Genomic DNA, 19,166 nt, shown 5'->3' on the forward strand with positions numbered 1-19,166 from the left:
GCCGTGCCCTCCATCGCCAACGGCCTCGTCGCCGGCGTCGACCAGGTCCAGCCCCTCTACCTGCGCGCCGGCCGCACCCTCGGCGCCACCGGACTACGCGGCATCCGCCACGTCCTGCTCCCCGCCGCCCTGCCCGGCTACGTCGCCGGCCTCAAACAGGGCTGGGCCTTCTCCTGGCGCTCACTGATGGCCGCCGAACTCATCGCCAGCTCCCCCGCCCTCGGCCTCGGCCTCGGCGCCCAACTCGAGTACTCCCGGCAGAACCTCGACATGCCCGGCGTCCTGGCCACCATCATCCTCATCCTCCTCGTCGGCATCGGCATCGAACTGCTCATCTTCAACCCGATCGAGCGACGCGTCCTGCGCTCCCGCGGCCTCCTCGCCGCCAAGCGATAGCCGGACGACAGCCAGGCGACGGCCAGGCGACAGTCGGACGCGCCAAAAGCGCCTCACTCAGCACACACCGGACCACCGCAGGAAGGCACGACTCCCATGACCGCCGACGACCACCGCCTGGCCGCCGATCTCGCCGAGGCCGCCGGAGAACAGCTCCTTGCGCTCAGGTCAGCGCAGGGCTTCGCCGACGCCGCGCTGCTGCGCGAGCGCGGGGACAGGACCTCCCACGAGTACCTCGCCGCACGGCTCGCACGCGAGCGCCCCGACGATGCTGTCCGCTCGGAGGAGGCGCGCGACGCCGAGCCCGGGCGGGACGCGGCGGACCGCGTGTGGATCGTCGACCCGCTGGACGGGACCAGGGAGTACGCCGAGGAGGGACGGGACGACTGGGCCGTCCACGTCGCCCTCTGGGAGCGCGGTGTCCTGAGCGCCGGCGCGGTCGCGATTCCGGCCCGGGGTGCGGTGCTGACGACCGCCTTCCCGCCGAAGGTGCCGTCGGTGTGGCCGGGCCCGCCCCGGATCGCGGTGAGCCGCAGCCGGCCGCCGGAGTTCGTGACGCGCCTGGGCGCGGCGCTGAACGCGCAGTTGGTGCCGATGGGCTCGGCCGGCGTCAAGATCGCGTCCGTGGTGCAGGGCCTCACCGACGTCTACGTGCACGCCGGCGGCCAGTACGAATGGGACTCCGCCGCGCCGGTGGCCGTCGCACTCGCGGCCGGACTGCACTGCTCGCGGGTCGACGGCAGCCCGCTGCGCTACAACCAGCCGGATCCGTGGCTGCCCGATCTGCTGGTCTGTCGACCGCAGGACGCCGAGCAGCTGCTGGCCGCGATCGCGGAGACGCGATGACTGCCGCGGTCGGGGCGGAGCTCCGCGTGCTGCCCGGACTCGGCGGGCTGGACCGGGCGCACTGGGACGGCCTGACCGGGACCGCGCGCGTCGACCACAGCTACGACTACCTGTGCTTTCGCGAGTACATGGAACCCGGGGCGGCCTTCGTCGCGACGGCCTGGCAGGACGGAGACCTGCGCGGCGCCCTGCACGGGGCGTGCTCGACACCCGACAGCGCCCTGTTCAGCCACCCATGGAAGCAGCTCAGCTCGCCGCAGTTCCTGCGCGAGGAGGCACAGCCCCAGGAGGCGTCCGGCCCCGGCCCGGTGGAGAACGAACTGCACCGCCGCCTGGGCGAACTGACGGGCACCCCGCACACACCCGGCGCACCCGCCGCGGGCCCGCGGGAGCTGACGGAGCGCCTGGGCGAGTGCCTCACCGTCCGCAGCTTCGACAGCAGCGAGGGCTGCCTGCGCACCGGACAGCAGCAGGGCCCTGCCGCGCAGCGGCTCCTCGAGCGGCTGGTGGGGTCGCTGCAGCGGCAGGTGAGCGAGGGGCTTGCGGGCGCGGCCGGTGCGGTGGCGGTGCCCTACGTCCGACCCGGTGACCAGGCCTTGCGCGCGGCGCTGGCGTCCTGCGGATTCCGCCGCGGTGTGCTGACCGGGGTGTCCACCTTTCAGCTGCCCCAGCAGCAGAACTTCGAGGGCCACGTCGCGGGCATGGTCAAGCGCCGACGCCGACGGTTCAAGAACGAACTGGCCGAGTTCGACCGCTCCGGGCTGCGGCTGTCCACGCGCAGCCTGCTCGGAGCAGACCTGGACCGCATCGTCGAGCTCGAGTACCGCAACAGCGTCAAGCACGGCGGCACGCCCGACCTCGCGCGGCTGCGCCAGGCCCGCGCCACGATGGGTGAGTTGCTCGGCGAACGGCTGCGGGTCCCGGTGCTGGAACTGGGCGGGGAGATCGTCGGCTGCGGCATCGACCTGTTCGACGAGCGCAGCTACATCGGCCTCAGCTACGGCTTCGACTACGCGCACCAGGGCGCCGAGCCGTGGTCGCGGGTCGCCTATCCGATGCTCGCCTTCTACGAGCCGATGCGCTTCTGTCTGGAGCGCGGCCTCCGGGAGATGCGCATGGGTTTCGAGGCCTTCCTGCCCAAGAGCGTGCGCGGCGCCCGGGTCGAGCCGCGCGAGTGCTGGATCTGGCATCCGGACCCGACACTGCTGGCCGGCCTCGGCGCGGTGCTGGACCTGTTCACCGCGCGGTCGGAGAGCTTCTTCGCCGCGCACTTCGACCTCCGGCTCCCCGCGCCGGACACCACCGTCGACCTCTGAGGAGCCTCGCCCATGACCCGGATCCTCGCCCTCGGCAGCCGCTCCCGGCTGCTGCGCAAGGCACACGCGCTCGGCCTGGAGCTCGTGCACGTCCAGAAGCCCTCGCTCGCCGACCCGGCGGCCGCGCGGTACTGCAGCGAGGTCCTGCTCTTCGACTTCCAGGATCTGGCCCTGGCGACCGACCTGGTGACCGCGCTGCACCGGCACAGGCCGTTCGACCGGATCGTCAGCCAGGCCGAGATCGGGCAGATCCCCGCCGCTCACCTGACGGACGTGCTGGGGCTGCCCGGCAACGGCCTGTCCGTGGTGGAGACACTGCACGACAAGTGGCGGCTGCGGCAGCTGCTGAACGCCCGCGGTATCGGCCCGGTCGCCGCCGAGGTGGTCACCGCCCCGGAGCCGGTGCTCGCGTTCCTGGAGCGCCACGGCGACGCGGTCATCAAGCCGTTGACGGGCAGCGGCAGCCTGGGCGTGCGGATGGTGGCGGACGCCGCCGGGGCCCTGGCGGCCTGGGCCTGGGCGCAGGAGTCCGGCCTGGACCGGCTGCTGGTCGAAGAGCGGCTGCGCGGGCCCGAGTTCAGCGTCGAGTCGTTCTCGTCCGAGGGCCGGCACGAGATCGTCGCGATCACCGGCAAGCACACCGGCGGCGGCGTGGTCGAGCTCGGCCACGTCGTCCCGGCTCCGCTGGGCGAGGAGCAGGCCCGCAGCATCACCGCGCTCACCGAAGCGGCGCTGGACGCGGCCGGTCTGACCGTGGGCCCGGCGCACACCGAGGTGATCCTCACCGAGCAGGGTCCGCGCATCGTGGAGGCCCACGCCCGGCGCGGCGGCGACAGCATCCCGGAACTGGTGGAGCTGGTGTACGGGGTGGACCTGGAGTCCCTGGCCTACGCCGTGGCCACGGGTCCGATCCCGTCCACGCAGGCGTCCCCGCCTGCGGGCGCGGCAGCGATCCGCTTCCTGGTGGCGGAGCCCGGCGAGGTCGTCGAGATCAGCGGGGTCGAGGCCGCCGAGCGGATCCCGGGGGTCGTCCGGGTCCGGCTCGACGTGGCCGTCGGAGATCTCGTCCACGAGCTGGCCTGGTCGGACGACCGCTGCGGGGAGGTCCTGGTGACGGCCCCCGACGCTGCGGCCGCCGTGGCGCTGGCCGCCGCGGTGGCGGACACCGTCGTCATCCGCACCCGCCCGGTGACCTCCCCGACCCGGCGCACGCTCCGCGCGATCCTGAACGCCGCCGACGAGATCCTCGACCCGCTGGCCCGCCTGCGCCGGCCGACGCCACCGGCGCCACCGGCGCCACCGGCGGACGAGGTGGTCTGACCGCGGCCCCGCAGGACGCGGGCCGCTCCGGACGGCTGGTCAGATGCGGAGCAGGGCTTCGGCGAGGTCGGTGCCGAGGCGGTCCCACAGGACGACTTCGTCGCTCTCCTCCAGCAGGTCCCCGACGTACCAGACGCCGTCGGCCGCGGCGCGGACGTAGCAGTACATGGCGACCTGGACCGCGTGGGTGGCCTCGACCTCGGCGGGCCACCCGTCCTGGGTGGGTACCAGGACCGTCAGGTCGAGGGTGAGCGCGCGGGCCGTGGCGCAGCCGCTGGCCTCGCGCAGGCGGCTGTGCGTCCATCCGTCGGGCAGGAGGTGGTCGGACGGATGCGGCGAGCTCGGGAGCAGTTCGGTGACGGCGTGGGCCAGGCGGGGGCGCAGGTAGCCGTCGTCGTCGCGTTCGATGCCGAGGACACCGGCCAGGAACTGCATCTCGCGGGGGCCGTCCGGGCGGGTCCAGCGGAAGGGGACCGTGGCGACGTGGGAGGGGAAGGCGTTCTCCAAATAGCGTTCGCCGCCGCGCCAGCGGAAGGACTCCTTGGGTCGCGGCCCCGCCGGGGTCTGCGTGTGGGCGAACAGGACGGTGATCCAGCCGGAGACGAAGTCCCCGCCGGACCGGGACTCCCACTTGTAGAGGGAGCGCCAGAAGTCCTCGTCGACCGGGCCTCCGGCGGCGGTGGCCGCGATCTCGTCGAGCACCGGACGCAGCGCGTCGAACCACGCGCCCAGTCCGTCGAACCACGGGGCGAGCTCGCGGACGCGGGTGGACAGCAGCGCCCAGTCCTCGGCCGTACCGTCCAGGCGGATCCGCGGGATCCCGCACAGGGACAGCCATTCGAAGCGGTAGTACGGGCTGACGACGGACATGAGCGCCACCAGGGCCGAGGAGACGTCGTCGGGCGTGGTGGTGCTGAAGCCCGGCAGGAAGAGGTCGGTGACCTCCGGGCCGATCCGCTCGCGGAGCGGGTCGAGCACGAGCCGGATGGACCGGCTCCAGTCGGGGTCGGGATCGAGCAGGCTGTCGTCGCGGACCAGGATCGGCGGGCGGTGGCCCGGGGTGTCGGTGAACACCCCGGCGTAGTGGTCGGCGTTGAGCCGCACATGGGCGGCGACTTCGTGCACCACGGCGAACCACAGCACGTCGGGCGAGAGGCTGAGCGGCAGGTGGGCGGCGAAGCTGAGGTGGACCGCGCGCAGCAGCAGGCTCCAGGTCGGCTCGGCTGCCGAGCCGAAGCCTCCCGCGTCGGGCGCGGCCACCAGGGTGTCCACGCTGCGGTGGTGCAGCCGCACGGGCCGACCGGACACGGCCTGCAGGAAGGGCTCGTTGTCCACCGAACGCAGGGTGGCCGACAACTCCTCGGCGTGTGCGTCGTCCGGGACGGGGAGGTCGATCACGGCCGCGGCCTGCCGGTCCGGGGACCGGCCGCAGTCGTCCCGTCCGGCTGCCTCCGCGTGTGCGGCCCCCGCCGCGAGGTCCGGAGGTCCGACGTAGCGGATCGGCGACGGCTTTCCAGTCATCCGGACAAGGTAGGGCGCGGCCCGAGGGAAGTCACGCGGGTTCCTGCCGCCCGGTCAGGCGGCCTGGGCCCGGTCCACCCATTCTCTTGATCGCCCCGGTCCCACCTGGCACGATGACGCCGCACACCAGGACCGTCCCCCGGGGGAACGCGTGAACACCGAAACGTCCGAAGCCGGGCAGCTCGTGCCCGAACCTTCACCTGAGGCGCAGGACGCAACCAGTGCGGCACCGAGCCGGATGTCGCCGTGGGCCAAGGCCGCGCTCGTCGGCATCGCCGTGCTCGGCGTCGGCGGGACGTGGGCCGGTGAGGAGCTGGCGGGCACCAGACCTGCCGCCGCAGCGCAGGCGTCGCGGTCCCTGCCGCAGTCCGGCGGCGTGGTGCAGGTGTGGCTGGACGCCGGGGGGCAGGCGCGGATCAACCAGTTCTTCGACGGCATGCACGACCTGTCCGTGGACATGTACCGATCCGCGACCGCCGGCAAGGGGACGGGCTCTCTTGACCTGACCACCGTCGTGGCGGATGCGCGGCGCATACGCGCCCAGAATGCCGCCGATCTCACCGCGGCCGGGAGCGATCCCGTCCCCGACGCCGGTGACGAGCGCTTGTGGTCGAGCGCCCTGACCTCCTTGGACCTGGCTCTCGACGACATCACCGCCGAGTCCGACGACCTGTCCGCAGGCAGGGACACCGACGCCGGTGCGAAGTCCGACGCCATGACCGGCGCGATGCACGACGCGGTCCACTCCTTCTACGGCCTGCTCGACGCCCTTGGGCAACCCCATCCCACCCCGATCTCCTGACCGGTCGTCCCACCATCGGGCGGGCGGGGGGTGGAGGCAGAAAAACCGGATGACACCGTGATCCGAAGATCCCTAGGGTCGCCCCATGCCCGCTGACATCGCACAACTGATCCGCCGTCCGATCGCCCCGACGGACGCAGCCCCGCTGGCGGAGCTGCTCAACGCGATCGAGGTCGTGGACGTCTTCGGTGAGTACTACTCCGAGGAGGACGCCACCGACCAGATCAACGACCCGGTGCTCGACCTCGAGCGTGGCACGGTCGGCGTGTTCGACGGTGACCGGATGGTCGGCTTCTCCTCCGCCGCGCACAAGCTGCACGTCGAGGACGTGCACCGGGTCACGGTCAGCGGCGGCGTGCATCCGAAGTACCGGCGCCGGGGGCTGGGAGCGGAGCTGCTGGCTGCCGGCGTCGCGAGCGCCGAGGCGTTGCACGCCATCCATCACCCGGATCTGCCGCTCGCCGTCGACGTGCAGAACAACGCGCTCAACGACGGCGCACGCGCCTGCTACCAGGCCGCCGGTATGACGCCCGTGCGGTGGTACTCGCACCTGCGGCACCCGCTGGGAGCAGCCGTTGTCGACCTGCCGCTGCCGGACGGCCTCGTGCTGGAGAGCCACTCGGTCGACAACGACGCCGACTTCTTCGCGGTCTGGAGCGACGCCGTGCTGGACCGCTGGGGCGGGGTGCCGCCCCAGCTGGAGCAGTGGCGTGCGTTTCTCGGGTGGTCCGCCTTCTGCCCCGACCTCAGCTTCCTGCTACGCGACGTGGACAGCGGCACGGCTGCGGGCATGCTGCTGACCTTCTCCTGGGACGCGGACACGGCGGCGACCGGGGTCCGCGACGCGAACGTGCAGCGCATCGGTACCCGTCGCGCCTACCGCAGGCGCGGGGTGGCGAGTGCCCTGATCGGCCAGGTGCTGCGGGTCGCTCGGGACGCCGGCTTCGACGGGGTGAACATCGAAGTGGACGCCGACTCTCCGTCGGGGTCGAACGGGCTGTACGAGCGGGCAGGTTTCACCATGGACCGTGCCGAAGTCCGTTACTCCCTCAACCCCTGATCGCCGGTTGAGCGATCCGACAGAAGGTGGCGGCGGCCGACCGGAGCCACCTGTATCGAACCCATGGAGGCTCTGAGCCGCTGACCGCATTCCTGGCCACATCTCTTGACAGCATGACAGTTAGTTCGGATTCTGTTGGAACTAATTAGCCAGCTGGGTCATGACAAGGGATGTGACGATGCGTAGGCGAGTTGGGTTCAACCCTGCCCGGACTGCCCGGAGGCAGGCCGCAGGGGTTCTGCTGGTGAGCGTGTCCGTGCTGCTGGGACCGGGCGGATGGCCGGCGCACGCCGCCGCGAGGGCGCACGGTACGGCCGCCCAAGGCACGGTGACGTCGGGTGGGCGGTGCCTGGACGACGCCAACTCCGGTACCGCGGACGGGAACCCCGTCCAGATGCTCGGCTGCGACGGCTCCGCGGCGCAGGCGTGGACGTGGAACAGCGCCGACGGGAGTGTCCAGGCGCTCGGCAAGTGCCTGCAGGTCACCGGGGGTTCGCGCGCGACCGGCACGCCGGTGGAGCTGTGGAGCTGCTCCGCCGCCACCGCCGAGCAGCACTTCGCCCACCTGCCCGACGGAACGATCTACAGCGCCGCGTCCGGCAAGTGCCTGGCCGTGCAGGGCGCCGTCGTCGACGGGGCCGGGATCGGGCTCGCCTCCTGCGACCCCTCGCAGAGCGACCAGGTGTGGCAGGCCGCCTCCGCACCCGCGCCGGCGGACGTGCTGTCCTCGGGCACCCCGGTGAACTTCGCCAACCCCGACGACACCCCGGCCGACGTCTACACCGACAAGAACGGCCAGTTCTACTACCAGTCCTCGCACTCCCTCTACGGCGCCAAGGACAGCCGCCAGTGGGACTTCGACACCGGCTCCGACTTCGACACCGCCACGACCGCGCCCATCCAGAACAGCGGCACCAACAAGGACACCACCGCCCTCTGCAACAACAGTCCCACCGGCCTCACCGCGACCTACGCCCCCTCCGGCTCCGGCTACGCCGAACGCAACTACTGCGATCTCAGCGGCGTGTGGGTCGACCCCGACTCCGGCGACTGGTACGGCCTCGTCCACAACGAGTTCACCCCCCAGCCCTTCGGTGACGGCCTGCACTACGACGCGATCGACTACGCCAAGTCCACCGACCAGGGCCACACCTGGACCATCGAGGGGCATGCGGTCACCTCCCCGTTCAGCACCAAGCGCAACGACACCACGCAGTTCCCCGGCGCCACCTACTACTACGGCGACGGCGACCAGCGGCTCTTCGTCGACAACGCCTCCGGCTACTTCTACGCCTTCTACGCCACCCGCGTCCTGGACAAGTCCGCCGGCGGGACGGTCTGGCTCCAGCACGTCGCCCGCGCGCCGATCTCCGCCAAGATGGCCACCGCCTCCTGGCAGAAGTGGTACGACGGTTCCTGGTCCCAGCCGGGGGTCGGCGGCAAGGAGAGCGACGTCATCCCGGCCGACGGCGCGGGCCCCGGCTACGTCTCCCCCGCCGGCGACTACGCGCCGGCCGCCACCGGAACCGTCGCCGCACAGGTGGCGGCCGGGCAGATGCCCGACAACTCCCAGCTCGCCGTCATGAACATCGCCTGGGACTCCTACCTGGGCGAGTACATCGGCACGCCGCAGAACAACGTCGCGCAGGCCACCGGCACGCTCACGCCACTGCACTTCTACGCGACCCGCAGCCTGGCCACCGAGCAGTGGACGGACCTCGGCCTGGTCACCGGCGACCCGAACGGCGCCTGGTACCGCTGGATGCTCGACCCCGCCAACCGCACCAGCTCCACCGTCGTCGGCCGCACGTTCCGCTCGTACTGCGCCTACTACTGCTCGACCGACACCGCCGAGTACAGCGACATCACCATCGACCCCTCCTCCTCCGCGAACCTGCCCGCAACCCCGGTGACGCCGGGCCTCACCTACACCGTCGCCGCCGGGAACGGACAGGTCCTCACCCAGAGCGGCAGCACCCTCACCGCCACCACGGGCGCGAACGGGTCGGCGGCACAGAACTGGCGCTTCCAGCCCACCGGCGACGGCTTCTGGACGGTCGTCAACTCCGCGACCGGCCAGGCCCTCGGCGTCGACACGGGCGGCAACGCCGGGCGCGCCTGGGGCGCCGTCGTCACCCCCACCGCGCTCGGCGCCACGCCGGGCGTCGGGCAGCAGTGGTCCCTGCAGCCGAGCACCAGCGGTGGCAGCGGCACCGGCACCGGCATCCGCCTGGTCAACCGCTACAGCGGCCTCGCGCTCAGCCTGGACGCGGCCGCCGCCCGCCCGGTCGCCACCGCCCCGCAGCGCTCCTGGAACAACACCGGCAGCGCGGGTGACACCCGCCCCGAGGCGGCGCAGCTCCTCGCCTTCAGCGCGACCGGCGGCACGGCGGCCGACACCGTCACCGTCGCCTCACCCGGCCCGCAGAGCGCCGCCGCAGGAACGGCGATCACCCCGCTGCAGCTGTCCGCGACGGACTCGGCCGCCGGACGGACGCTGCGCTACGCCGCCACCGGGCTGCCGTCCGGCCTCTCCCTCGACCCGGCCACCGGCCGCGTCACCGGCACGCCCACCGGCAACGGCACCTCCACCGTCGCGGTGACCGTCACCGACACCACCGGCGCCCTCGGCACGGCCTCCTTCACCTGGTCCGTCACCGGCACCGATCTGGCCCTCGGCCGACCCACCACCGCCTCGTCCGTCCAGTCCGGCACCAGTGACACGCCCGACCTGGCCACCGACGGCAACCCCGGCACCCGCTGGTCCAGCGCCTTCTCCGACCCGCAGTGGCTCCAGGTCGACCTCGGGGCCACCCACGCCGTCAACGAGGTCAAGCTCACCTGGGAGGCCGCCTACGCGACGGCCTTCCAGATCCAGACCTCCACCGACGGCACCACCTGGACCACGATCTACTCCACCACCACGGGCACGGGCGGCGTCCAGGACCTCACCGGCCTCACCGGGAGCGGCCGTTACCTCCGGATGTACGGCACCCAGCGCGCCACGGGCTACGGCTACTCGCTGTGGTCCCTCGAGGTCTACGGCGGCTGAGCCGAACCGGCCGGCCTGCACCGAGCAGGTCACCTGGCGAGCCGGCCACCCACCGAGCAGGCTGCGCGGCCCCGCGTGAGGGGGCGGGACCGCGCAGCCACCCACCGAGCGGCGGTGCCCGCCGGACGGGTCACCGGGTCAGGAACCGCAGGCCTGTCGGCGGGCGTCCACCTGCGCATGCACGATCGATACCTCTACCTCGCCCGCCACGGAGAAGCGACCCCCGACGAGAGCGAGCTCACGCAGGCCGGCCGACACCAGGCACAACTGCTGGGCAGGCGCCTGCGCGCGGTCCCGCTGACGGCCGTCCACCACGGCCCGCTGCCGCGCGCCGCGCAGACCGCACGGCTGGTGGGCGAGGAACTGGGCTCGGTGCCGCTCCGCGCGTCCGAGGCGGCGGGCGACTACGTTCCCCACGTCCCTGAGCGGGGCACCGGCGCGGCGCGCTTCGCGTCGCTGCCGGCGGCGGACCGGGCCCTCGGCGCGCGGCTGGCCCGCCAGGCGGTCGCGGAGTTCACCGGACCCTGCGAGGAGGGGAGCGCGCCTCGGCACGATCTCGTCGTCACCCACGCCTTTCTCATCGCCTGGCTGGTGTGCGCCGCGATGGACGCCCCGTCCTGGCGCTGGACGACCCTCAACCACGGCAACGCGGCCCTGACCGTCATCCACTACGCCCCTGACCGGCCCGCGAGCGTCCTGGTCTACAACGACACCAGCCATCTTCCGCACGACCTGCGCTGGACCGGCTTCCCCGCCCGGCTCCGAACGCCGTGACGCTACGGCGGCGATGTCCTGGGCGGCTCAGTCGGCCGGCCCGCCGAGCACGCGGTAGTCGTTCAGCAGGTAGCCGGCCGGGGACAGCTCGCTGCGGATCGTCTCGAGCCGGATCGGCGGCAGGCCGTCGAGCAGTCGGCGTCCGCTGCCGGCAATGCTCGGCGCGATCACGAGCCGCAGCTCGTCGACGACGCCGGCGGCGAGCAGCGTCTGCGCGACCGAGATGCTGGCGTGAACGCCGATGTCCCCACCGGGCTGCTGCTTGAGCTCCCGTACGACGTCGACCAGGTCGCCGTCGATCGCGGTGGCGCCGGCCCAGTCCAGGTCCAGCGGCGTGGAGGTCGCGACGTGCTTCGCGACGCCGTTGATGAAGTCCGCGAAGGGCTGGATCGGGCTGTCCGGCCAGAAGCGGGCCCACTCGGCGTAGCTGCGGCGACCGAGGACGACCGCGTCCTGGGTGGCGATCACGGCGGCGAGGTTGGCGTCCATCGCCTTGTCCCAGTCGGTGAAGAACCTGTCCGGCCCCTCGGCTACCCCGTCCAGGGACACCAACTCGTACACGACGGTCTTCCGCATGCCCTGACCTCCGCTCGGCCCTCCGGTCACCCGATGCTACTGGGCGCCCGACGGACCGGACCGGCGAACCGCAGACCGACGGGCGCGGCGCGGGCGCGGGGCTGGGCGCGGCGGGTCTCAGGCGCCGGGCTGGGCGCGGCGGGTCTCAGGCGCGCTGCCTCGCGGCGGCCAGGGCGTCCTTGACCTCCTGCGCGACCCGGGCCGCGTCCTCGGGACTGTTGACCACGTCGGTGTGGTTCATGTCCACGACCAGGACCTCGCTGGCCGAGTAGTGCCGGTGCACCCACTCGTCGTAGCCCGACCACAGGGTCCGGTAGTACTCGACGAGGCTCTCGTCCTGCTCGAAGTCACGGCCGCGCAGTCCGATGCGGTGCAGCACCGTCTCGAAGTCCGCCTTGAGGTAGACCATGAGATCGGGAGCCTTGCGATACGGCAGCTCCTCGATCTCGCGCATCATCTCGTCCAGCAACCCCTCGTACACCTGCATCTCGAGGGAGGTGATCCGGCCGAGGTCGTGGTTGACCTTGGCGAAGTACCAGTCCTCGTAGATGGACCGGTCGAGGACGTTGTCCCCGTTCCGGTAAGCCTGCTTGATCGAGGCGAACCGGGTCCGGAGGAAGTGGAGCTGGAGCAGGAACGGGTAACGCTTGGCCTGGATCTCCTCGGGGCTCGCCGTGTAGAAGAGGGGAAGTATGGGGTTGTCCTCCACGCTCTCGTAGAAGACCTCGCTGCCGAGCGCCTTGGCGAGGACCTCGGCAACACTCGTCTTGCCGATCCCGATCATGCCTCCGACGCAGATCACCGGCATTCCTCACTTCTCCCTGGGGGCTGTCTTCCTTCACGGCCGGTGGGCCGGACGAGCCCTCCGCGACGACGCGCAGGCAAGCAGGCAGGGACCCGAATCCCCAGGATCTTCCGTGAGCCTTGCTGCACTGCGGCAGCGCCCAGTGCGACGAACCACCACCCCGTGACCAACGTGAAGCATAGATGAAGATTCGCCGCGGCCGGCCCAGGCCGTTTCGGCCCTGGTTCCGCCGTGGCGCGTCCTAGGATCGTCGGTATGGCGACCAGACTCGTGCAGATCAACATGAAGGCCCAGGACGACGCCGCGCTCGGCCGGTTCTGGGCGCAGGCTCTGGGCTGGCGCATGGACAGCGAGGGGCCCGGGGTGACCAACCTCGAACCCGAGAACTACACCTACCCCGATCCCGTCGCCGTCTGCATCGACATCATCGCCCACCCGGAACCCAAGACGGTGAAGAACCGGGTGCACCTCGACCTGGCCACCACCTCGCCCGCCCACCAGGCGGAGCTGGTCGCCCGCCTCACGGACCTCGGCGCGACGCCTCTCGACGTGGGTCAGGGCGACGTCCCCTGGGCGGTCCTGGCCGACCCCGAGGGCAACGAGTTCTGTGTCCTGGAGCCCCGGCCGGAATACCTGGACACAGGGCTGATCGCCGCTGTCGTGGTGGACTGCGCCGACCCGCGCGCCATGGCCCGGTTCTGGGGCGAGGCCATGGACTGGACCGTGCACGAGGTCGACGACGACTTCGCCTCCCTGCGGTCCTCGAAGGGCGTCGGCCCCTACCTGGAGTTCATCCGCTCCCCCGATCCGAAGACCGTGTGGAACCGCGTCCACCTCGACGTCCGCCCCTACCCGGGCGACGACCCGCAGGCGGAGGAGGCCCGCCTGCGCGCCCTGGGCGCCGGCGACCCCGGTATCGACCAGTCCGGCATCACCTGGACGGTGCTGACCGACCCCGAGGGCAACGAGTTCTGTCTCCTCAGCGCCGGCTGACAGGACCATCCGTGTCAGTCGGCGCGTGCTGGCCCGGCCGTCACGTTGCGGGTCGAGTTTCCCCGCTTTCCGGACCTCGCCCCATCGGATTGGACCGCGGCGGGTTGTGACCGCTTCGAGGCGCAGATCGGGTTCATCGCCGTGGGCGAGGACCTCCGGATGCGAGGCGTCCCCGACAGCACAGTGATCAACATCGAACTCGGTCCCCGTGTCCCGACGCCGGAGCGCCGGATCAGGATTGCGGTGAACAGTCCGGGATTCTCGCTGGAGTTCAGCGCGCACGCCCTGAAGGTGGGCCACCTCAACGCCTATCGCTCCGGCGGGACGGACCCCTACACGGCTCGGCGCTGGTTCGAGAGCCGCCTTGACCAGCACGTGCACCGGGAGGTGCTACCACCCACCACTTCGGCGGTGTTCTATGGGCGAATGTGACTGGTCCGCCGAGCTGGCCAACCCCGAGACGCTCCGCGACGTCCTTGGCTCGCCCCCGCCACCGCTGACGGACTACCACCTCGAGTCCGTCCTCGTCGACGAGCGGGAAGCGTCGGTCACCCTGCGGTTCTCCGACTTCGCCGTCCCGGCCGGCGCCGCCGACCTGTGGCAGGAGCGTGGCCACAATGCTGTCGGGTTCGTCCTGGTCTGCGTCGGCGTGAGGAACTTCGCGGTGGACACCTGGTCCGGCTGGCCCACGACCGTCGCCGACCTGGGTGCAGGCGCCGTCGTGCTCGCCGGCCAGGACAAGCGCGTGTCCTTCGAGACCGACGAGATCCGCGCCCACCCCCCGGTCGGAATGCTGTGGAGTCGAGCCGAATGACCCCCGGGGCCGGTTCGACTCGGGCCCGTGAGCCGCGTGGTACGGCGACGGCCCGGGGGATCCCCCGGGCCGTCGGCGGCATCTGAGTCCGCGTCTGTCCGTTTTGTCCGCGCAGTGGGTGAGTCAGGCCGCGAGCGCGCCGCGGCCGTTCCCAGCGGTCAGAACTTTCCGCGGAGCTTGGCCAGGGCCTCGGCGAGCAGGACCTCGCCCTCCTCCTGGGTGCGACGCTGGCGGACGTAGCCCATGTGCGTCATGTAGGGGGCGTGGCCCTCGGGAACGGGCGCGGCCTCGGGGTCGAGGCCGGCCGGCAGGCCGCAGCGGGGGCAGTCCCAGGTCTGCGGGAGCTCGGCCTCGATCGCGAAGCTGAGCTGCGTCTTGTGGCCGTTGCCGCAGTAGAACGACACCGACGTACGGGGGGCGAGGTCACCGCGCTCCGGCTCCCCCAGCGGTCCGGACCCGACCCGCGCGCCCCTGATCCCGGAACTTCCCTGCGCCACGCTGCTCTCCTCGGCCATGTTGTCCACGCCTCGAATGTGCATGGGTGGGCACCAGCCTACGGCCTCTCATCAGCGCGGCAAGCCCCACCCTCTGCTTTGCGGGCCGACAGCGGCTCCGGGAGCTCCGTGCGGAGCGGCAGCGAGGCCTTCGCGGCGGCGCGGGAACGCCTGGAAATCCTCGATCGGGACGCGGTGGCCCGGGTGGCGACGTCGAAGGTCTTCCCCTCGTTCGTGAGCTCCTGGGCCTGGCCGACCGTCAGCAGGTGCCGCCGTCCGGATCGACGCCGAGGTCGGCGTCGATCCGTCGGGCGTGCGGCCCGCACGCGGCTCAGGGGCAGGGCTTGCGGAAGGCCGCGTCCGGTGCGTACAGGCCCCACTGTGCTGCGGTGACGGTGTTGCCGGTGGCCGCGCACAGGTGGGCGGCGACGGTCTTGGGGTCGGTGGCGACAAGGGTGACCGAGTACTGGTACTGGATCACCAGTTTCGTGCCGTCGGGGGTGAAGCCCGTCGCGGAGATGTTGTCGCTCGAGTTCTCGCCCGGTGGGCTGATGGTGGTGAGGCGGACCGGGTGGGCCGGGTCGCTGATGTTCCACAGCTCGACCGTCGTGTCGTTGGCGACGGCCATCATCGTGGCGGTGTGGTTGAGGGAGAGCGAGTTGGCGGAGTTGAGCGTCGCCGCGGTCGTGGTCGGGCGGGGGTGGGCCGGGTCGGTGAGGTTCCAGAGGGTGAAGGTGTCGTTGCTGGGGCCAAGGGTGGCCAGCAGCCGGTTGTCGTCGGACATCGCCAGTTGCGTGCCGAGCAGCGGCGCGGCCGCGACGGACGTCGTGGTCGCGGTGCCGTTGCGGACCGTGACGACGTGCAGGTTGGCTCCGTAGGAGCCGGGGGCGGGGTCGAAGGCGACCAGGTCACCGGCGGATCCGGCCGCGTTGACGACGGCTCCGGCGATGTCGTTGCGGAAGTCGGTCGGTGTGGTGTCGCGCTTGACGGGGTGGGCGGGGTCGCTCAGGTCCCACCAGACCATGCCGGCCCTGCTCACGGCCATCGCCGAGGCGCCGTCCGGGAGGACGACGGCGGCGTAGGTCGAGGCCTGGAGGTCGGGGTAGGGGAAGGAGCCGAGCTCGGTGGCGTGGTGCGAACCCGCGAGGCGCCACAGGTGGACCCTGCTGTCGTTGCCCAGCACCCCCGCCAGGTCCCCGGACCTGTCCGCTGAGACGAAGTTCTGGAAGTTGGCGGCGATTCCGGGGGTGTGCACGTCGGCCGAGCCCAGTCCGGCGCCCTTGACGGGACGGCGGGGGTCAGTGAGGTCCCAGAGCTGGACGGTGCCGTCACGCTGGACCGTCAGCAGGGTCGTGGTGGTGACGAAGGCGACGTCCTGCACGAGGTCGGGCGTGGCGAACGTGCCGAGTTGCTGGGGGCCGCCGGGAGCGGACAGGTCGTACAGGGCCATCGGCGGGTTGGGGTCGGAGGACATCCGGGGCCGTGGCGCGGCGAGCAGACGTCCGTCCGGGCTGGTCGCGACGAAGGAGTTGCCGTCCATCGACAGGCCGTCGATCGTGTCGGGTGCGGACGGCCAGGAGCGGACCTTGCCGTCCGTGCCGCCGGTGAGCAGGTGGCCGTCGGCGGTCCAGGCCATGGTGAGGAAGTCCACACCACTGAACGGCTGGGTGGCGCTGCCCATTTGGGAGGCGCCGTTGTCGCCGGGGTCCAGGTGCACACGGCACACCTGTCCGGTGGAGGAGGCGGAGCCCTGGGTGCCGTAGTCGAGTTCCTGGCCGTCGGGCCGGAACGCGAGTGCGTCGAGGTTCTGGGTCAGGTCCTTGGGACAGCCGAGCAGGCCGGTGCTGAGGTCGCGGGGCTTCGCGGGCGTCGCCAGGTTCCACAGGCCGACGGAGGCGTCGCCTGCGGCGGCCAGCAGGTTCCCGTCGGGGCTGAAGCCGATGGCCTGGTAGCCGGTGGGAAGTGTGGCAGCCTTCGTCGGCTTGGCCGGGTGGGTCATGTTCCACACGGTGGTGTGACCGCCCAGGATGGTGGTGGCGAGCAGGTTGCCGTGGGAGGAGAAGGCGACACCCGCGAGGGAGCTGCCGTCCTTGCGCGTCGACGGGCTGGCGAGGGTGGCGAGGACGGTCGGGTGGGCCGGCGTGGCGATGGACCAGACGATCACGGTCCCGGCCAGCGTCGCGGCGGCCGCGAGCGTGCCGTCCGGGCTGACGGCGACACCGGTCACGCCCATGTGCTTGGGCCCGGTGGACGGCATGGCCGTGAGGGAGGCGGGCTGGTGAGGGTTGGTCAGGTCCCACAGGCACATGGCGTCGGCGGGCGAGGCGCAGGCCGCGACGAGCCGCGCGCTGTGGGGGACAAAGGCCAACGCGGCAGTGCCGGCGGGAATCACGGCCTCGGTGACGGGCTCGGTCGGTTTGGCGAGGTTCCAGATCCGGATGTGCGAGTTGGCGGCGCCGCTCGCGTCGCTGTCGGCGACCGCGATCAGCGGGCCGTCGGGCTGAGCGGCCATCCGCTCCACCACGGCCGAGCCGGCGTCGCCCACGACCTCGTTCAGCGGACTGCTGAGCGAGGCGAAGAGCTGCGAGGTCGCGGCCGGGATGGCGGCGGAGTGGTAGGCGGCGAGCGCGAGTTGGGCGGCCAGCAGGGGGTCGCGGGCGCGGACGGCCTGCGCGTCGACGGCCAGGTTGGCCGCGTCGTTGACGGCGGCGAGCCGCTGGGCGTTCTGGCGGGCCAGTGCCGCGTTCTCACGCTGCAGGGCGGCCTGGGTGCGCTGCGCGGCGGCGTCGTGGGACTGCTGGACGGCGTAGCCGCCGGCGGTGCCCGCGACCAGGACCAGGGCGGCGACGGTGGCGAGCACCTGGCGGCGGCGCCGGGAGCGGAGTCGGTCGGCGGCCATGGACGCGGCCAGGAAGGCCTTCTCCTGGGTGCTGAGCGCCAGGTGCCGGCGTCGGGTCAGGGCCCCGCCGACCGCCTGCTCCAGGGCGGAGCCGTGCAGCACGTCGCCGGCCCGGCGGCCGTGGGCGTCCCAGCGGCGGGCGGCGTCGGCCAGCTCGTGGCAGGGAGCCAGGGCGTCGTGCTCGTCCGCGACCCACGCCCGCAGCCGGGGCCAGGCGCGCACAAGGGCCGCGGAGGCGAGGGCGACGCGGCCGGTGTCGGCGTCCGGGACCAGGATGCCCGCCGCGAGCAGCGCGTCCACCAGCGCGGGCGCCTCGGCGACCAGCCGGCTCGTCGTGCCGACTCGAGGGGCGCCGTCCGGTGCGTCGTCGGGGTCGCTGTCGTCGAACTCGGTGCGCTCGGCCGCTCGTAGCGTGCCGCCGGCGTCGGGGGCGGCGGTGACCAGGCGCAGCAGCACCCGCGGCACCAGCGCCTGCTGTGCGACCGGGAGCGCGGCGTAGAACTGCTCGGCGGACTCACCCAGGGTGAGCGGCACGGCGGGCGCCGCCAACGGCGCCGCTGCGCGCTGCCCGGCGGCGAGACGCTCCTCGATGTCGAGGACGGGCTCGCCCCCGCCCACCGGGGTGCCGGCGCCGGTCGGTCCGGTCGGTCCCGTCGGTCCGGTGAGGCTGGTGAGCAGTTCGGACGCGGTCGGACGGGCCTGGGGCTCCCGGGTCAGCGCACGGGCCACCAGCGCGCGCAGCGGCTGCGGGAGCGCATCCAGATCCGGTTCCACGGTGTGCACGGCGGTCATGATCTGCACCACGTCCGACCCGCCGAACGGCGGCTCGCCGGTGGCGGCGAACACCAGGATCGCCGCCCACGCCCAGATGTCCACGGCCGGCGTGGCGGCGCGCCCCTGGAAGGTCTCCGGGGCCATCCAGCGCGGCGTCCCCTTGATCACGCCGGTGGTCGACCGGGACAGGTCGGGGGCACGGGCGATGCCGAAGTCGATGACGCGCGGCCCGTCCGGGCCGATCAGCACGTTCTCCGGTTTCAGGTCCCGGTGCACCACACCGGCCGCGTGGATCGCGGCGAGCGCCGTCGCCATGCCGACCGCCAGCCGCACCAGGGCGTCCGGCTCGTACACGCCCTGGGCGGCGACCATCTGCTGCAGGGTCGGGCCGGGGATGTACTGGCTGGCCACGTACGGCGGCACGTGGTCCAGGTCGACCGCGACGACCTTGGCCGTGCAGAACGGCGCCACCCGCTCCAGCATCCTGACCTCGCGGCTCAGTTGGTCCGCGACGGCGTGGTCCGCGTCGAGGTGCAGGGCCTTCACGGCGACGCGGACGCCGTCGCTGTCATAAGCCTCGTAGACCACCCCCTGCCCACCCGCGCCGAGCCGTCCGGCCAGCCAGTACGGTCCCAACTGGCGCGGATCCATTGCTCGTAACTCCTGCATGGCAGGCGCCCCCTCTGTGAGATGTGCCCCCCGCACGGGGCCACGGCCCGGAATG

The 19,166-nt window shown here is 72.4% G+C and carries 16 protein-coding genes; 11 read left to right on the top strand and 5 right to left on the bottom strand.

What is annotated here, in order from left to right:
* The 4 genes from BMY61_RS39545 to BMY61_RS39560 all read left to right on the top strand — a co-directional run.
* Positions 1-396: ABC transporter permease (locus tag BMY61_RS39545; protein ID WP_143094748.1), on the top strand; the 396-nt coding region annotated here is incomplete at its 5' end.
* 96 nt (positions 397-492) lie between these two features.
* Positions 493-1,242 carry a 3'(2'),5'-bisphosphate nucleotidase CysQ gene (locus BMY61_RS39550; protein WP_042457958.1) on the top strand — a complete coding sequence of 250 codons (750 nt, stop codon included), beginning with the start codon at positions 493-495 and terminating at the stop codon, positions 1,240-1,242.
* Positions 1,239-2,558 carry a GNAT family N-acetyltransferase gene (locus BMY61_RS39555; protein ID WP_042457961.1) on the top strand — a complete coding sequence of 440 codons (1,320 nt, stop codon included), beginning with the start codon at positions 1,239-1,241 and terminating at the stop codon, positions 2,556-2,558. The genes BMY61_RS39550 and BMY61_RS39555 overlap by 4 nt, the downstream gene beginning before the upstream one ends.
* A 12-nt stretch (positions 2,559-2,570) precedes the next feature.
* Entirely contained in the window at positions 2,571-3,878 is a 1,308-nt protein-coding gene (locus BMY61_RS39560; RefSeq protein WP_063773391.1) for an ATP-grasp domain-containing protein, read from the top strand.
* Between the two features lie 39 nt (positions 3,879-3,917).
* Here BMY61_RS39560 and BMY61_RS39565 read toward each other — a convergent pair whose 3' ends face one another.
* Positions 3,918-5,399, bottom strand: coding sequence for a DUF4419 domain-containing protein (locus tag BMY61_RS39565; RefSeq protein WP_082015569.1), 1,482 nt, complete (start codon positions 5,397-5,399; stop codon positions 3,918-3,920).
* Positions 5,400-5,550: 151 nt separating this feature from the next.
* Here BMY61_RS39565 and BMY61_RS39570 point away from each other — a divergent pair, with 151 nt between their 5' ends.
* From BMY61_RS39570 to BMY61_RS39585, 4 genes are all read left to right on the top strand, one after another.
* Positions 5,551-6,201 carry a hypothetical protein gene (locus tag BMY61_RS39570; RefSeq protein ID WP_143094749.1) on the top strand — a complete coding sequence of 217 codons (651 nt, stop codon included), beginning with the start codon at positions 5,551-5,553 and terminating at the stop codon, positions 6,199-6,201.
* An 85-nt stretch (positions 6,202-6,286) separates the two neighbouring features.
* Positions 6,287-7,261, top strand: a complete 975-nt coding sequence (locus BMY61_RS39575) for a GNAT family N-acetyltransferase (RefSeq protein ID WP_042457965.1) — start codon at positions 6,287-6,289, stop codon at positions 7,259-7,261.
* 244 nt (positions 7,262-7,505) lie between these two features.
* Positions 7,506-10,313, top strand: coding sequence for a discoidin domain-containing protein (locus BMY61_RS39580; RefSeq protein WP_052439409.1), 2,808 nt, complete (start codon positions 7,506-7,508; stop codon positions 10,311-10,313).
* Positions 10,314-10,490: 177 nt separating this feature from the next.
* Positions 10,491-11,087 carry a histidine phosphatase family protein gene (locus BMY61_RS39585; protein WP_042457967.1) on the top strand — a complete coding sequence of 199 codons (597 nt, stop codon included), beginning with the start codon at positions 10,491-10,493 and terminating at the stop codon, positions 11,085-11,087.
* Positions 11,088-11,114: 27 nt separating this feature from the next.
* Here the strand turns inward: BMY61_RS39585 and BMY61_RS39590 are convergent, their stop codons facing one another.
* Positions 11,115-11,663 (bottom strand): dihydrofolate reductase family protein, encoded by a 549-nt coding sequence (locus tag BMY61_RS39590; RefSeq protein WP_042457970.1) that lies wholly within the window; start codon positions 11,661-11,663, stop codon positions 11,115-11,117.
* Between the two features lie 145 nt (positions 11,664-11,808).
* Positions 11,809-12,471, bottom strand: coding sequence for a deoxynucleoside kinase (locus BMY61_RS39595; RefSeq protein ID WP_042457973.1), 663 nt, complete (start codon positions 12,469-12,471; stop codon positions 11,809-11,811).
* A gap of 252 nt (positions 12,472-12,723) precedes the next feature.
* Between BMY61_RS39595 and BMY61_RS39600 the strand changes: the two genes are divergently transcribed.
* Genes BMY61_RS39600 through BMY61_RS39610 form a run of 3 tightly spaced genes read left to right on the top strand, consistent with a single transcriptional unit; the run spans position 12,724 to position 14,275 of the window.
* Positions 12,724-13,461: a VOC family protein gene (locus tag BMY61_RS39600; RefSeq protein WP_042457975.1), complete on the top strand. Its 738-nt coding sequence runs from the start codon at positions 12,724-12,726 to the stop codon at positions 13,459-13,461.
* Positions 13,462-13,506: 45 nt separating this feature from the next.
* Positions 13,507-13,893: a hypothetical protein gene (locus tag BMY61_RS39605; protein ID WP_042457979.1), complete on the top strand. Its 387-nt coding sequence runs from the start codon at positions 13,507-13,509 to the stop codon at positions 13,891-13,893.
* Positions 13,880-14,275: an Imm50 family immunity protein gene (locus tag BMY61_RS39610; RefSeq protein WP_042457982.1), complete on the top strand. Its 396-nt coding sequence runs from the start codon at positions 13,880-13,882 to the stop codon at positions 14,273-14,275. Before BMY61_RS39605 ends, BMY61_RS39610 begins: the two co-directional genes overlap by 14 nt.
* 158 nt (positions 14,276-14,433) lie before the next feature.
* Here the strand turns inward: BMY61_RS39610 and BMY61_RS39615 are convergent, their stop codons facing one another.
* Positions 14,434-14,790, bottom strand: a complete 357-nt coding sequence (locus BMY61_RS39615) for an RNA polymerase-binding protein RbpA (protein WP_143094754.1) — start codon at positions 14,788-14,790, stop codon at positions 14,434-14,436.
* A gap of 310 nt (positions 14,791-15,100) precedes the next feature.
* Positions 15,101-19,093 (bottom strand): serine/threonine-protein kinase, encoded by a 3,993-nt coding sequence (locus BMY61_RS39620; protein WP_052439410.1) that lies wholly within the window; start codon positions 19,091-19,093, stop codon positions 15,101-15,103.
* Positions 19,094-19,166: the final 73 nt, after the last annotated feature.

Source organism: Streptacidiphilus jiangxiensis (genome assembly GCF_900109465.1).
Lineage (GTDB): Bacteria > Actinomycetota > Actinomycetes > Streptomycetales > Streptomycetaceae > Streptacidiphilus > Streptacidiphilus jiangxiensis.